The organism is Winogradskyella sp. HaHa_3_26 (assembly GCF_019278425.1).
Classification (GTDB): domain Bacteria; phylum Bacteroidota; class Bacteroidia; order Flavobacteriales; family Flavobacteriaceae; genus Winogradskyella; species Winogradskyella undariae.
The window spans coordinates 1,867,579-1,883,144 of sequence record NZ_CP058981.1; the positions used below are offsets into that span (position 1 = coordinate 1,867,579).

Below are 15,566 nucleotides of genomic sequence, written 5' to 3' on the forward strand. Positions count from 1 at the left end.
CTTCTATTAAATTAATAATTTTAATATAAGTCTATATTTAAAAAGGTTATCTTTCAAAAATCTGACAGATAACCTTTTTATTTAATCAAGTTTTTCAAACCTAATTTCTGAATTTTTCATAAAATAATTCTATAGGTTTATAAACTTTATGCTTACCCTAAAACATATAAATTTCATGAAACATTTAATTTTTAGTCTTTTTTCAATTCTAATTTTTTGGTCTTGTAGTGTAGCGAAAACTCCTGTTGATGCTATTCAAAAATCAAGTAATTCTACAAATTGCTATTGGCAACAACATGTAGATTATTCTATGGATATTAACATGGATGTTAACAACTATCAGTACAAAGGAAAACAGAAATTGGTGTATACCAATAACTCACCAGATGTACTAAACCGCGTATATTACCATTTATTTTTTAATGCATTTCAACCTGGTAGCGAAATGGATGTACGTTCACGTACAATTCAAGATCCAGATCCTCGTGTTGGTGATCGTATTAGTAAACTTCAACCTAATGAAATTGGTTTTATAAAAGTTAACAGTTTAAAACAAAACGGAACATCTATAACTTATGAAACTGTTGGTACTGTTTTAGAGGTTCAACTAGATCAACCTATACAACCGGGAGAGAAAGTAACTTTTGATATGGATTTTGATGCACAAGTTCCTGTTCAAATTCGTCGTTCTGGTAGAAATAACAAAGAAGGTGTTGCTTTATCTATGGCACAATGGTATCCTAAATTAGCAGAATATGATACAGAAGGATGGCATGCTGATCCTTACATCGGAAGAGAATTTCATGGTGTTTGGGGAGATTTTGATGTAAAATTAACAATCGATAAAGATTATGTTGTTGGTGGTACCGGATATCTTCAAGGAGAACCTGTTATAAAATCGAATTTAAAAACACTACATTTTAAAGCTCCAAAAGTGCACGATTTTACTTGGGCAGCAGATCCTGATTTTATTCACGATACATATAAAATGTCTAATGGTACAATTTTAAACTTCTATTATAAAAAAGATTTAGAACAAAAATATCTTGATAATTGGAAGAAATTACAAGCAGACACCGCAGAATTAATGGAGTTTTATAACGAAGCTGTTGGTCAATATCCATATGATCAATACTCTGTTATTCAGGGTGGTGATGGCGGAATGGAATATGCTATGAGCACTTTAATTACCGGACAACGTAGTTATGGTAGCTTATTGGGTGTTACCGCACATGAGTTGGCACATACTTGGTTTCAATTTTTATTAGCAAGTAATGAATCTAAACACGAGTGGATGGACGAAGGTTTTACAACGTATATTTCTACTTTAGCAATGCAAATTTTTAAAGATGAAAAAAGTGAAAATCCTTTAGCGAGAACCTATGCTGGTTACATTGCTTTAGCAAATTCTGGTATAGAACAACCTTTAACAACTCACTCGGATCGTTATAAATTTAACCAAGCTTATGGAGCTGCTGCTTATAGTAAAGGAGCTGTACTTTTAGCACAATTAGGTTATATAATTGGTGAAGAAAATTTAGATAAAACTATTAAAAAATACTTTGAAGATTTTAAGTTTAAACATCCACAGCCTTTAGATGTAGTTAGAACTGCAGAACGTATTACTGATTTTGAATTAGATTGGTATTTTACAGACTTTGCACAAACAACTAATACTATTGATTATGGTGTTAATAAAGTGGAAGGAAAAACAATTACTTTAGAGCGTATTGGTTTAATGCCAATGCCTATAGATCTTTCTGTAACTTATACAGACGGAACTACCGAAGATTTTTACATTCCTTTACAAATGATGCGTGGAGAAAAGCCAACCTCAGCAACTATTATTAATGATTGGGCCTGGGCAATGCCAACATACTCTTTTGATGCTAAAAAAGCCGTAAAATCGGTTGAGATTGATGCTTCTCAGATGATGGCAGATATTGATAGAGGAAACAATGTATTTACTTTAGAGTAAAACCATAATAATCTTAAATAAAAAAAGAGCACAACCATTAGGTTGTGCTCTTTTCTTTTTTTTTATAACTTTTTAGTTTAAAAGCGTTTTTTAAATACCACATCTTTATTGTAATCATAGACACGCCAAGTACCATTTTGTTGATCTCTTTTATAGCTGCCTTTAATTTTTAACTTTCCGTTACTATAATATTCTAAGTAATCTCCGTGTTTTAATCCGTTTTTAAGTTCTACAGAAAATCTAATTTTACCGTTGTAATATTTCTTTTCAAATTGCTTAGCGGTTAAATCAGAAGCGAAAATTTCTTTAATAGTAAAAATGGTGGCTTTATTTATGGTCTCTTCTGTTATTTCTACTTCTTTTTTTGTTTGATTTCCCTTAACCTTAGACGATGAATCTGTAAATGAATATTTAGTTTTTACAGTTTCGGGATCCTCATAGTCTACAACTAATTTGGTTTCAAAAAGATCATCTTCTGATTTTAATTGAATCCCTATTTGAGAGAAACAGATAAAATAATCTTTATTAGCACTTAGTTCTTTTCTTGTAGTAGCGTCTAAAAAATTATAAGCACTATTGTATAAATTTGGTGCATTGATGTATGCAAAAACATTAGACCTGCTATCAAAATTATTATCGAAATCTTCAAAAGATTCAAAATTTGCTAGTGTATCATCATTAATATAACTGGTAATGATACTCTTCAATGTGTTTGGATGATTACTAAAAACAACATAATCATCAATAATTGTAAAATAAGGTTTGTCAATTTCTTTAAATAAATCGCCTAATAAGATTTTGAAAAACCCTTTAATATCCATAAAATTAATGGTGTGCCCTTTGTAACTGACTTCTTTAAATTTTACTGGACTTCGTCGTCGTATTTGTTCTAAAATAAAATCTAAGTTCTTTTTAGCATCATCGATATCTGTTGTTTTTAATATAAATGCAACATCTTTTTTAGAATCAGTAACTGTAGAGTGTAACTGAATTAAAGCGATTTCATCATCTACCCAACTTACAAAATTCTTCTTTAAATCTATTTTTAAGAAGTTTTCTATTTGCTCTGTACCGTCTAAATAACTTTTAAATTCTTCTGGTTTTTCTTTTAATACATTTTCGAAATTGGTGTAAAATTTTTCAAAACTATCAAAAGTAAAACTTAAATAAAGTGCCGTTTGTTTTGGTGCTATTTCTGCAATTTTTCTAGAACTGTGACCAGAATTCTGAAGCGATTTTAAATATAAACTTACCGCTTCATCATAATTGGTAATTCCATTTGCTGTAATAGTGTTATCATCGACATCAAAATTAAATCCACTAAAATGTAAACTATTACTTAGTGTTTTTGTTAAGGCACCAGAATCATTAGAAAAAACTTTTAAATACTCATCTAGATATTTATACTGCACATACAACCTAAACATATCGCCATAACCAACTTCTTTTTCTACTTCAATAAAATCAAGGTTTCTCCCTATTTTTGGTTCTTTATACTGATCTATAGAGGCTTCGACTAAAGTATGCACATAAGACGCTATCATTTGGTTTTTAATAAAACTGATATGTAGAGTTTCGCGTTTTATAACATCATAAACTTCTATAATCTCTTGGTTATGATATTTACGTTTGCTTATCTTATAATTACTATTGGTAAATGTGTTTAAGTGATTCTTTAAAATATTTAATTTTGCTATTTTCTGTAAATCTACAACATAGAAAAAATCATATTTCTTAGGTTTATAAACGTGTGCAGATATTAAAATTTCTCTATTTCCTATTTTATCGAAAATACTTTTTTCCTGTTTAAAAATCGTATCAATTTTATTAAGGCTTTCAGCTAATTCATTAAAATAAGAATTGGTATTAAGGTGATTCCATATATCACTTTTACTAACCTCATTCCAGTTATCTATAGGATCTTGGGTTTCTATGATATAAACAGCATCTTCAGGAACTAAGTATATAGACTTTAAATTATCGTTGTTATCGATATAAAAAGTGTAAAATGAGTATAATAAAAAACTGATTAGGACTAAGAGTATAACAAACAGAGATTTCCTTTTTGTCATTGGGTGTTATATTTGGATTAAAATGAATAAATCTTCACTACAAAAATAACTTAATATTATGGTAAAAAAATGACTCGTAAAATTTTGAGACTAAAGCTTTAGTATTGCTAAGATTTAAACTTACTTTGTTAAATTAATTTTTAAAGCTTTAAAAAAAGCATAATTTCTTAAAATGCCTTTTAAATACTCGCAAAAAGATAAACTTAAAAGTAAAAAGCTTATTGAAGCGCTATTTACTAATGGAAAGGCTGTTACAGCTTATCCGTTACGACTTGTATATATTAAAACAGAATTTGAAGATGGTTCTCAATTAAAAACTGGTGTTTCTGTAAGCAAACGTTTACATAAAACAGCCGTTTCTAGAAACCAAATAAAACGATTATTACGCGAAGCTTATCGTCTTAATAAACCGTTATACTTTAACAATAGTTCTAATTCTTATGCGTTTATGATTTTGTACCTGAGTAAAGATGGTACTACTTTTGATAAATTAAATAAGAATATCAATACTTTATTTAAAAAATTCTTAGTTCAAAATGAGCCTTTGGTTGAAAAATCTGAGTCTAATACTTCTGAAACATGAAAAAATTTCTTCCTAAAAAAATAATAATTCCTGCAATAGCTGTGCTTATATTTTTTGGTACCACAGCTTTTAAAAATGACTTTTTTGAAATTGCGAAACAAATCGAAATTTTCACCACACTTTTTAAGGAAATCAACATGAATTACGTTGATGATACCAATCCTGGAGACTTAATGGATACAGCTATTAAAAGTATGTTAGACGATTTAGACCCTTACACTCAATTTTATAACGAACAAGACGTAGAAGCCGCTAGAATTAATAATGCAGGTGATTATACAGGTATTGGTGCAAAAATACTCACCCTACATGATAAATTGGTTATTGTAGAGCCTTACAAAGGTTATGCTGCAGATAAAGCCGGACTTAAAGCTGGTGATGAAATTATAAAAGTTGATAAAGTTATTGTAGCAGATTTTAAAGACGATGCTGCTAACTTACTACAAGGTGCTGCAGGTACAGAAGTTTCTGTCACTTACAAAAGACAAGGTAAAACAGAAACAGTAAATATTATTAGAGAATCTTTAGAAATAAAAGCGGTGCCCTATTATTCTATGATCGATGAAAAAACAGGATATGTTGTTCTAAGAAAATTTAATAATAAAGCTTCATCTGAAACCATAAAAGCTATTAAAGCTTTAAAAAATCAAGGGGCAACAAAATTAGTATTAGATTTAAGAGGAAACCCAGGCGGCTTATTAAACGAAGCTGTTAACGTTACCAATATTTTTGTTCCAAAAGATCAATTGGTAGTTACCACAAAATCGAAAGTAAAAAAATATAATAAAACTTATTATACACAACATGAAGCTATAGATACTCAAATCCCATTAGTGGTTTTAATAGATGGGAAAAGTGCCTCTGCAAGTGAGATTGTTTCAGGTGCTTTACAAGATATGGATCGTGCTGTTGTTGTTGGTACACGTAGTTTTGGTAAAGGTTTAGTTCAACGTCCTAAAGCCTTAATTTATGGGACACAAATGAAGATTACAATATCTAGATATTACACACCATCAGGACGCTGTATTCAGGCTTTAGATTATTGGAATCGTGATAAAAATGGAAATGCAACCCGTACAAAACAAGAAAATTACAATGCTTTTAAAACTAAAAATGGGCGTAATGTTTTTGATGGAGGTGGAGTAGAACCTGATGTTGAAGTAGAATTTGCTAAGCACACACCAATTACAAAAGCAATATCTAACGAAAATTTAATATTCGATTTTGCAACCGATTATTATTACAATCATAAAGTTGAAGATTTAAAAAACTTTGAGCTTTCAGATTCAGACTTTAAAAAATTTAAAAATTATATAAAGTCAAGTGAATTTAATTTTGAAACTAAAACAGAAAAAGCATTACAAAATGCTATTTTAATAGCTGAAGATGAAGGTCTTAATAATGTTATAGAATCTGATTATAACAACTTATCTAAAACTTTAAAAGCCTATAAATCTAATGCTATAGACAACAATAAAAAGCAATTAAATTCACTATTAACAGACGAAATTATTAAGCGTTATTTTTATAGTGAAGGCTTATATACTTATTACACCGCTAACAATTCAGAAATAAAAAAAGCTATAAATATTCTAAATAATCCTACTCAGTACGCTAGCATTTTGAGATAGAACTTAATTTTTTTATATTTAACGTTATTAACATTTTCTGGACATACGAAAATTAGAATCAATGAAACCCCTAATACTATTTTTATGCCTGTGTTTTCAGTTTTCTTTTGCTCAAAAAGAATTAAAACACGAAGTTTATTTCGAAACTGATCAACACGTTATTCCAGAAACAGAACACAGTAGATTACTCCTTTTTTTATCAAAAATTGAAGATGTAGATATAGCTAAAGTTACTATTTATGGCTTTACTGATGATAGAGGTAGTGATAATTACAACTTAGTTTTATCGCAAAATAGGGCAGATGCCATAAAAGAAGTCTTTTCTAATAATGAATTTGATGAGTCTAAAATGACTAATGTTGATGGAAAAGGTAAAATTTTAGTCAATATTATTAAAGAAGATGATCTTAATAAAATTAGAGGTCTAAACCGAAAAGTTGAAATCATTGTTACTCCTGTTTTTCCAGCTAAAAAAGAAGTTGTAGAAGAAGAACCTTCAAAAGTTAAAGCAGAAGATTTATTAAAAGGAGATTTAAAAGAAGGTGATAAAATTTTATTAGATAACTTATTATTCAGAACTGGGTATAGTTATTTAACTAAAGAATCATTGGCTGTCCTCGATAGAATTTCTGAAGTTTTAGTAGAACGCACCAATGTTTACTTCACCATTGAAGGGCATGTGTGTTGTACACAAGGGCAAAGAGATGCTATTGATCGTAAAACAAAAAAACGTAATCTTTCTCTTGCTAGAGCTAAATATATTTATGACTATTTAGAAGAAAAAGGTGTAAAACACTACCGAATGAAATTTGCTGGTATGCGTAGAAAATTTCCACTTGGAGGTGAACCAGAGCTAGACAGACGTGTAGAAATATTGGTAACTCGTATTTACGAAGAAAAATAATTAAGATTTAATCATATTTATATGAGGAATACCATCTTCTAAATATTCCTCTCCAACTTCTTTAAAGCCTAAGTTGTTATAAAATTTTCTTAGGTAAGATTGTGCAGAAATTCTAATCAGAGTTTCATTGTAGTGTGTTTTTATAGCAGCAATGGAAGCTTCCATAATAGTATTACCATATTTAAATTTTCGTTCGTTTAAACGTACTAAAACTCTTCCTATACTAGTTTCTTCAAAATAATATCCTGCTTTAAAAATACGTGTATAAGCGACTAATTTTTCGTCTTTATAGCCTGAAATATGAAGCGCTTTTTGATCCTTTCCATCGATATCTTGATATACACAATCTTGCTCAACAACAAAAACTTCACTTCTTAATTGAAGAATTGCATAAAGCTCTTGTGTAGATAATTCGTTAAACGTTTTTATTTCAATATTCAGCATCAGTCTTGTACAATTACTTCTTTAGGATCTATTTTATTAAACTCTGGTTGTATGGTAACGTGATTGATATCAAATTTTTCATGAAGTAAGTTTTCAATCTTAGAAAGGAGACTATTAAACTCTGTGGTAGAAATATCTTGTTTAAGATCTAAATGTGCTTCTAAATGCAATTCGTCATCACTTAAATTCCAAATATGTACGTGGTGCAGCTTACTTACTTTTGGTAGCTTATTTACAGCTCTTACTACGTCTTTTATATTAATAGTATCTGGTGTAAATAACATCAACATTTTAGTAGATACTTTTAATAAATCGTAACCTACCCAAATTAAATACAATGCAATTAATAACGTTAATAAACTATCTACCCAAAATATTTGGTAATACTTCATTAATAATCCACCAACTAATACCGCTACACTTGCTAACATATCTGTAAATAAATGCAAATAAGCAGAACGCATATTTATGTTATTCTTAGAATCTTTTTTTAAGATTAAAACACTTAAACCATTTCCTATTATGGCAACAATTGAAAGCCAAATAACTAAACCAGATTCCACTTCATGCGGATCTTGAAAACGTTTTACGGCTTCTATAATTAATAAAATAGCTACAATTATTAACGTACAAGCATTAATAAAAGCTGCTAAAATTTCGGCACGCTTATAACCAAAAGTTCTATTAATTGATGCCTTTCTCTTGGTTAATTTAGAAGCAACATAACTTACTATTAAAGATAATACATCACTAAAATTATGTAATGCATCACTTAATAAGGATAAACTTCCTGAAACTAAACCACCAATGACCTGAGCTACGGTAATAATTACATTAAGGAGTATTGATAATAAGAGCTTTTGCCCTCTTAAATCTTTTGGACTATGAGAATGCTGATGCGAATGGCTCATTTTAATATCAATTTTTACTACTTTTTAACATGACAATGGAATTTTATCTACTCTATTTTGATGACGACCGCCTTCAAATTTAGTTTCTAAAAAAGTATCTACCATTTTTATGGCTTGAGGTATTGAAGTAAAACGGGCTGGTACACAAATAATATTAGCATTATTATGTAAACGTGTTAACTCAGTAATTTCGTTAGTCCAACAAACACCAGCTCTAACATGTTGGTATTTATTAGCCGTCATTGCTACACCATTTGCACTACCACATATAAGGATACCAAAATCTACTTTTTTAGCTTCAACATCTTTTGCAACAGGATGTACAAAATCAGGATAATCTACACTATCTAATGTATCTGTTCCATAATTAGTAATAGTATGTCCTTTTGCTTCTAAATGTTTTACGATTGCAAATTTATAATCTGGACCTGCGTGATCGTTTCCTATTGATATTGTCATGTTACGTTGTGTTTTGTTATTAGACCTCAAAGTTAATAATTGCTTACAAGTATGCATAACTTATAAGGGCTTACTTATACATAAGTTTTAAGTTTGTAAAAAGGTTTTCTAAAAGGAGTCATCAACAATGTTCATAACTCTAAATAAAATGATCAGTAATTGTTAATATCTGTTTACAACTATTGAAAACAAAAATTAGGATTATTCAGTTATTTTTCCAAACCAAAATAAGAAGTTAAAAACCTAATTAGTTAGCACTTTTTTTAAAATAAGTTATCAGACTAAAAAAAGAGGAAGTGAACAGTATTTTACAAAATACATATCACCTAATTCTATTAACATTCGTTATTAACAGTTGTTAATAGCTTTTTAGTTTTACTTAAAAATGAACGTTTTAGATCTAAATTTAATGTTAACTAAAATGTTGTAAAATGTAAACTACGAGTTATCAAAATAAAACTTCAAAAAGTTATGGTACATATTAACAGACTATAATAACCACTATTTAATTTTTAAATTTTAAAAGAAAAAAAGATGATATGTATATATATGTTCATAACATCGTTTTTTTAGAAATTAAACTTTAGAGAAGCTTAAAATATAGTTTTGTGTTATATCGGTTATAGTAGGTATAGCGTAGCACTCAAGCCTTACAGAAAGCTATACAAACTTCTATAATCTATTTTTTATTAAAGTATTTTTTAATGCTTTGTAAATCAATTAATTGACTTTATTCTATGAAATTTTATACAAGAAAAACGTAACAGAATAACTAAATAGAAACCTATAGTAATGTGTTAACGTTATATTTCTACTTCCTCTGGTAACGTTTTATTAACCTTAGGTATCTAGTATACTTTATTTACTATTTTTTAAATTAACAGAATACTTTTATTCTATTTTTTATAAGTTTAAAATTGAAGAATTGTTTTTGTTTAATCTTTAATATTCAGGTATTTTAAATACTGTTTAAAGCACTTTTTCATTTATTTAACCTTAACTAAACACTATTTAATTATAATATCTTAACTTTGTAATAAACTCAGTATCTTCTCTTCTACTTATATTGGGTTAAAATTTAGAATTCCTAACACTTTTTAGGAAACGAATAAGATTACAAATTAAATGACAAAAAAGAGATCAAGGAAACCTTCAAATAATAAGATTTCCAACCTTACAAATACAATTCTTAGTATTTTAAAAAAAGATAGAAATTCAACTTTCAACTACAAACAAATTGCATCTAAATTAGGTGTTAATGACGCTAGTAGTCGCAATCAGATAATAAAAAAATTGCAACAACTTAAAGCTAAACAAGAGATTGAAGAAGTAGATCGTGGTAAATTTAAAGCCACTGTTGATAACGAATATCATACGGGAATTTTAGACGTAGCCTCTAAAGGAAACGGTTATATTATTTCAGATGATTTTGAAGACGATACATTTATAGCTTCAAATAATATAAATAAAGCTTTACACGGCGATGAAGTAGAATTTTACGCCTATAAAAGAAAACATAGAGGTAAACAAGAAGGTGAAATTACTAACATTATAAAACGTGCAAAAACGGAATATGTTGGTACCATTCAAATTCATGATAAAAAGAATTTTGCCTTTGTTGTAGTTGATAGTAACAAAATGTATACTGATATTTTTGTACCTATTAACAAAATAAATAAAGCAGAAGACGGTGATAAAGTATTGGTAACTTTAGAAGAATGGCCAGATAAAGCCGATTCACCTAACGGAAAAGTTATAGAAGTTTTAGGGAAACCAGGAGAACATAGTACAGAAATTCATTCCATTTTAGCAGAATATGGGTTACCATTAGAGTTTCCTAAAGAAGTTGAAGACTATGCAAATACTATTGATTTAGAAATTAAACTAGAAGAAATTGCAAAGCGTAGAGATATGCGTAAAGATTTAACCTTTACCATAGATCCTAAGGATGCAAAAGATTTTGATGATGCACTATCCTTTAAAGTTCTAGATAATGGCTTATACGAGATCGGAATCCATATTGCAGATGTTTCTCACTATTTACAGCCAGGAACCGTTTTAGATGATGAAGCTTACGAGCGTGCAACGTCTATTTACTTAGTTGATCGCGTAGTGCCAATGTTACCCGAAATTTTATCTAACGGAGCTTGTTCATTACGTCCACACGAAGAAAAATATACATTTTCTGCAGTGTTTCAGATGAATGATAAATGTGAAATTAAAAACGAATGGTTTGGTAGAACTGTAACCTATTCTGATGCGCGTTTTGCATATGAAGAAGCACAGGCTATTATTGAAAATAATGCTGATATTAATGAAGTTGAAGTTTTAAAGAACAAAGATAAAATTGATACAACGATTCCTGCAGAAGTTTCTTTAACAGGAAAAGAATATCAAACTTCAGTTGATGTTGCTCAGGCTACAATTAAAATGAATCAATTAGCACGTAAAATGCGAAATGCTCGTATGCGAGATGGTGCTATTTCTTTTGATAAAGTAGAAGTGAAATTTCAGTTAGACGAAGAAGCAAATCCGGTTGGTGTTTTCTTTAAAACAAGCCAGGATGCTAATAAAATGATTGAAGAATTCATGTTATTAGCTAACAGAAAAGTTTCTGAATTTGTTGGAAAACAAAAACCAGAAAAGACATTTGTTTATCGTGTTCATGATGAGCCAGATGAATCTAAATTAGCACAATTACAAACCGTTGTTGGTCGTTTTGGTCATAAATTAAACTTTAAAGATAAAGGGAGTATTTCTTCTTCTTTAAATAATTTATTAAAGGATGTTGTTGGTAAAAAAGAACAAAATTTAGTAGATACGTTAACGATTAGAACGATGTCTAAAGCAGAGTATACAACGCATAATATTGGTCATTATGGTTTAGCTTTCGATTATTACAGTCACTTTACATCACCAATTCGTCGTTACCCAGACGTTATGGCACACCGTTTATTACAACAATATTTAGATGGTGAAAAATCTGCAAATCAAGAGATTTACGAAGAACGTTGTAAACATTCTAGTAACATGGAATATTTAGCAACAAAAGCAGAACGCGATTCTATTAAATACATGCAAATTCGTTTTATGCAAGATCATGAAAACGAAGAATTTTTGGGTGTTATTTCTGGAGTTACCGATTGGGGAATTTATATCGAAATCATTTCGAATAAATGTGAAGGTATGGTGAGTGTTAGAGATATGAAAGATGACCATTACCAATTTGATCAAGGTCAATATGCTATGGTTGGTAGTAAAACCGACACCATGTATCAGTTAGGTGATGAAGTTATTGTAAAAGTGAAGAATGCAGATTTAGTTAAAAAGCATTTAGATTTCTATATGGTTGGAAAACCAGAAGCAGAAACAGAAGTTTAAAATTTTCATTGTAACATTTCAATAAAATTAAGATCTTATAAATAAATATTTAAACATGATTCTTACCACAACAAATTCTATTGAAGGCCATAAAATTACCAAGTATTTAGGTATTGTAACTGGAGTTGTAATTAATAAAGAAACTATAGCTATGGGCTTTAGTATGTCTAAATATTATGCGAAAATACAAACCAGTATTGAGGTTGTAAAAGAAGAAGCTTTTCAAGTTTTACAAAATAATGCTGCAAAATTAAATGCAGATGCTGTTGTTGGTATAAAAGTTGAAATTGAATTAACAGGAAGTAATTATGCCATGGTTTCTGTAACAGGAACGGCAGTAAAAATCACCATTTAATGAGTACAAGTAATAAAGCAGGTTTATACGTTTTTTTAATTTTTACCGTTGTATATATCATTGTGAGATTTAGTCTTCAATCCATTTTTGAAGATATTAATCAATTGGTTTTAGCAGTTTGTTCTGCTATAATAACGATCATTTTAACACCTCAAAGACGAATAGTTAAAAAACAATTTGGAGAAGAAATACAGTTAAAATGGTACTTTAGTAAAAAGGTATTTACCTTAAAATAAGTCAATAATATGAAAAATATAATAGTAGCAATATTCTTAATAAGCACTTTATTTACTAACGCTCAAGAAACTATTGAAAAAGAATTAGGTGAATTTTCTACCGTTAAGGTATTCGATTTAATTAATCTTAAAATGATAGCTTCTAACGAAAATAGAGTAGTCATTTCAGGAGATAATAAAAAAAATGTTGAAATTGTTAATAACAACGGAAAGCTAAAAATTAGGATGAATATTAAAGAAAGCTACGATGGTAACGATACTGTTGTGCTTCTTTATTTTGTTTCTGTAGATGCAATAGATGCTAATGAAGGTGCTTTAGTTACTGTAAAAGAACCTCTTAAACAATACGAAATTGATTTAAGAACTCAAGAAGGTGCAGAGATTACTGCAGTTGTAGAAACGACGTATGCTAATTTTAAAGCTGTAACAGGCGGAATTATTAATGTATCTGGTAGTTCTAAAAATCAAATTATCTCAATTTCTACTGGTGGAGAATTTAATGCTAAGGAATTTATTACAGAAAAATCTGAAGTGAGTATTAACGCTGGAGGTGAGGCTTTTATACATGCTACTGAATTTGTTGATGCAAAAGTTAAAGCAGGTGGAAGTGTATATATTTATGGCAAACCTAAAGAGATTAACGAAAGTACAATGTTAGGCGGAAAAATTAAACGCATGTAGTTTCCTTTGAGTTTCTTACCTTTGTGAAAACCGTAAGTTTTTACATGTTAGACGATATCTTAGCAGCAATTCCCTTCGGAATTATATTAGCCTTTACAATTGGACCCGTTTTTTTTGTTTTATTAGAAACGAGTGCAACTAAGGGCTTTACTAGCGCTATTATTTTTGATATAGGCGTTATTTTAGCAGATATCGTTTTTATTTTTGTTATCTTCTTAAGTACTGATTCACTATTAGATAAAATAAAAGACGATCCCAAACTCTTAGTTTTTGGTGGTGCTTTACTGCTCATTTATGGACTTATTAGCTTTATTAAAACATCTAAATCTTTTAGAAGTATTGTTAGAGAACACCATAGAATAGAGTTACCTAAAAAGAATTACGGAATGCTTTTTATAAAAGGATTCTTACTCAATTTTATAAATATAGGTGTGTTATTAGGTTGGTTAGGTTTCATTGTTATTGGGACGTCTATTACAACTTCAGAGAACGGTGTTACAGTCTTTATAACCACAATGATTGTATCTTATTTTCTAACAGATCTTGTTAAAATAGCGGCTGCTAAAAGATTAAAAAGTAAATTAACACCACGTCGTATTTTTAAGACGAAGAAAATAGTAGCTTTAGTTATTCTAGTCTTTGGTATTATATTACTAAGTCAAGGTTTATTTCCTGATTTATATGAAAAAGGAATAGAACAGATTGAATCTGTGAATTCTATATAGTTATTCTACTTGTATGAAAACTAAAATATTAACTTTCCCATTACGTCTTTCAGTTATCGTTTTAATTTTCGGAGCATTATTTAAAATTATGCATTGGCCTTTTGCTAATAACTTAATGTTAATAGCTGCTATTTCATTAGCTATATTATACACTATTCGTTTTATTAGTAAACCGATTAAATTTTTATTAGACTATGTAAAATTAGCTTTAGTCTTAGTTTGGGTTTTTAACTATTTGGTTGGTGCTTTTCATATTTTTTATGTGCCTTATCTTTTTCAAACACTCTTATTAATTCTTTTTATTTATTGGTTTATTGTTGAAGGACCAGTTTATATTAAAAATAGAAAATTTACGAAGAATAGATTTCTAAAAGTATTTTATAAAATTTTAATAGCATTAACTGCTTTTATGGTCTTTTTCGGTCTGCTATTTAAAATTCAACATTGGCCTTATGGATCTTTACTGTTTGTTTTAGGAATTCTGAGTCTTAATATCTTACTATTTTTAGATTATTTTTTAATAGATAGAAGCCAGTTAGAAAAAGCATAATTTCTCAAAAAAATTATAATTTAAACATAAAAAAGCCTCTAAGAAAACTTAGAGGCTTTTTGAGGTGTCGAGCGGATTCGAACCGCTGTAGATGGTGTTGCAGACCACTGCCTAGCCGCTCGGCCACGACACCCTATATTTTTGTAAATAGGATTCTCAATTATTTATTGAGAGCGCAAATATAAAAATTATATATGGTATTGCCTAAATAGCTTTACTTTTTTCTTTTCTGACTCATTTTTATACTAACCATCTCAACATCACCACCTATCGGAGGATTAATTTTACTTACCGTTACTGTAGCCTTAGTAATTAATGATTCTTCAACAAAAACACGGTTCAAAATACGTTTAGCAACCGTTTCTAAAAGCTTAGAAGGAATAGCCATTTCTTCTCTTACAATTTTATTTAGTAAAACATAATCTACAGTATCACTTAATTCATCAGATACCGCTGATTTTTGCAAATTAGCTTTAACTTCAATATCTACTTTATAATCACTTCCAATTGCGGTTTCTTCTTTTAAGCAACCATGGTTAGCGAAGACTCTTATATTTTCAACTTTTATCATTCCCATACTGCAAAAATAATACTAAGTTTATTTATAGTGAATTTCTAATAGAATTTTAATTCAGATAATTGTAACTTGTTACTGC

Annotated in this window: 15 protein-coding genes and 1 tRNA gene; 10 read left to right on the top strand and 6 right to left on the bottom strand. The window is 29.2% G+C overall.

What is annotated here, in order from left to right; translation table 11 throughout:
- The first annotated feature begins 175 nt into the window (after positions 1–175).
- Positions 176–1,978: a M1 family metallopeptidase gene (locus H0I32_RS08045; RefSeq protein ID WP_179314180.1), complete on the top strand. Its 1,803-nt coding sequence runs from the start codon at positions 176–178 to the stop codon at positions 1,976–1,978.
- 77 nt (positions 1,979–2,055) lie between these two features.
- Here H0I32_RS08045 and H0I32_RS08050 read toward each other — a convergent pair whose 3' ends face one another.
- Entirely contained in the window at positions 2,056–4,050 is a 1,995-nt protein-coding gene (locus H0I32_RS08050) for a DUF3352 domain-containing protein (RefSeq protein ID WP_179314179.1), read from the bottom strand.
- Between the two features lie 172 nt (positions 4,051–4,222).
- Here H0I32_RS08050 and rnpA point away from each other — a divergent pair, with 172 nt between their 5' ends.
- From rnpA to H0I32_RS08065, 3 genes are all read left to right on the top strand, one after another.
- On the top strand, positions 4,223–4,633 hold the full coding sequence (rnpA, locus tag H0I32_RS08055) for a ribonuclease P protein component (RefSeq protein ID WP_179314178.1): 411 nt from the start codon (positions 4,223–4,225) through the stop codon (positions 4,631–4,633).
- Positions 4,630–6,264, top strand: a complete 1,635-nt coding sequence (locus tag H0I32_RS08060; protein WP_179314177.1) for a S41 family peptidase — start codon at positions 4,630–4,632, stop codon at positions 6,262–6,264. Before rnpA ends, H0I32_RS08060 begins: the two co-directional genes overlap by 4 nt.
- 61 nt (positions 6,265–6,325) lie before the next feature.
- A complete protein-coding gene (locus H0I32_RS08065; RefSeq protein WP_179314176.1) occupies positions 6,326–7,168 on the top strand; it encodes an OmpA family protein in 843 nt (280 codons plus the stop codon).
- Here the strand turns inward: H0I32_RS08065 and H0I32_RS08070 are convergent, their stop codons facing one another.
- Genes H0I32_RS08070 through rpiB form a run of 3 tightly spaced genes read right to left on the bottom strand, consistent with a single transcriptional unit; the run spans position 7,169 to position 8,982 of the window.
- Positions 7,169–7,612 (bottom strand): GNAT family N-acetyltransferase, encoded by a 444-nt coding sequence (locus tag H0I32_RS08070; RefSeq protein WP_179314175.1) that lies wholly within the window; start codon positions 7,610–7,612, stop codon positions 7,169–7,171.
- Positions 7,612–8,523 (bottom strand): cation diffusion facilitator family transporter, encoded by a 912-nt coding sequence (locus H0I32_RS08075; protein ID WP_173587620.1) that lies wholly within the window; start codon positions 8,521–8,523, stop codon positions 7,612–7,614. The genes H0I32_RS08070 and H0I32_RS08075 overlap by 1 nt, the downstream gene beginning before the upstream one ends.
- Positions 8,524–8,547: 24 nt before the next feature.
- Entirely contained in the window at positions 8,548–8,982 is a 435-nt protein-coding gene (rpiB, locus tag H0I32_RS08080) for a ribose 5-phosphate isomerase B (RefSeq protein ID WP_173587621.1), read from the bottom strand.
- Between the two features lie 1,125 nt (positions 8,983–10,107).
- On the opposite strand from rpiB, the gene rnr reads away from it, so the two are divergent.
- Genes rnr through H0I32_RS08110 form a run of 6 tightly spaced genes read left to right on the top strand, consistent with a single transcriptional unit; the run spans position 10,108 to position 14,910 of the window.
- On the top strand, positions 10,108–12,363 hold the full coding sequence (gene rnr / locus H0I32_RS08085; RefSeq protein ID WP_179314174.1) for a ribonuclease R: 2,256 nt from the start codon (positions 10,108–10,110) through the stop codon (positions 12,361–12,363).
- Between the two features lie 55 nt (positions 12,364–12,418).
- Complete coding sequence (locus tag H0I32_RS08090; protein ID WP_173587623.1) at positions 12,419–12,718, top strand: YbjQ family protein; 300 nt, start codon at positions 12,419–12,421, stop codon at positions 12,716–12,718.
- On the top strand, positions 12,718–12,954 hold the full coding sequence (locus H0I32_RS08095; protein WP_173587624.1) for a hypothetical protein: 237 nt from the start codon (positions 12,718–12,720) through the stop codon (positions 12,952–12,954). The genes H0I32_RS08090 and H0I32_RS08095 overlap by 1 nt, the downstream gene beginning before the upstream one ends.
- 9 nt (positions 12,955–12,963) lie before the next feature.
- Positions 12,964–13,635: a head GIN domain-containing protein gene (locus H0I32_RS08100; RefSeq protein ID WP_173587625.1), complete on the top strand. Its 672-nt coding sequence runs from the start codon at positions 12,964–12,966 to the stop codon at positions 13,633–13,635.
- Between the two features lie 44 nt (positions 13,636–13,679).
- A complete protein-coding gene (locus H0I32_RS08105) occupies positions 13,680–14,360 on the top strand; it encodes a LysE family translocator (protein WP_179314173.1) in 681 nt (226 codons plus the stop codon).
- A gap of 13 nt (positions 14,361–14,373) precedes the next feature.
- A complete protein-coding gene (locus tag H0I32_RS08110; protein ID WP_173587627.1) occupies positions 14,374–14,910 on the top strand; it encodes a GldL-related protein in 537 nt (178 codons plus the stop codon).
- Positions 14,911–14,972: 62 nt separating this feature from the next.
- On the opposite strand, the gene H0I32_RS08115 is transcribed toward H0I32_RS08110, so the two are convergent.
- Positions 14,973–15,043 (bottom strand) — tRNA-Cys (locus tag H0I32_RS08115).
- A gap of 81 nt (positions 15,044–15,124) precedes the next feature.
- The gene (gene folB / locus H0I32_RS08120; protein WP_179314172.1) at positions 15,125–15,487 is read right to left on the bottom strand and encodes a dihydroneopterin aldolase; all 363 of its coding nucleotides are present in this window, start codon (positions 15,485–15,487) and stop codon (positions 15,125–15,127) included.
- Positions 15,488–15,566: the final 79 nt, after the last annotated feature.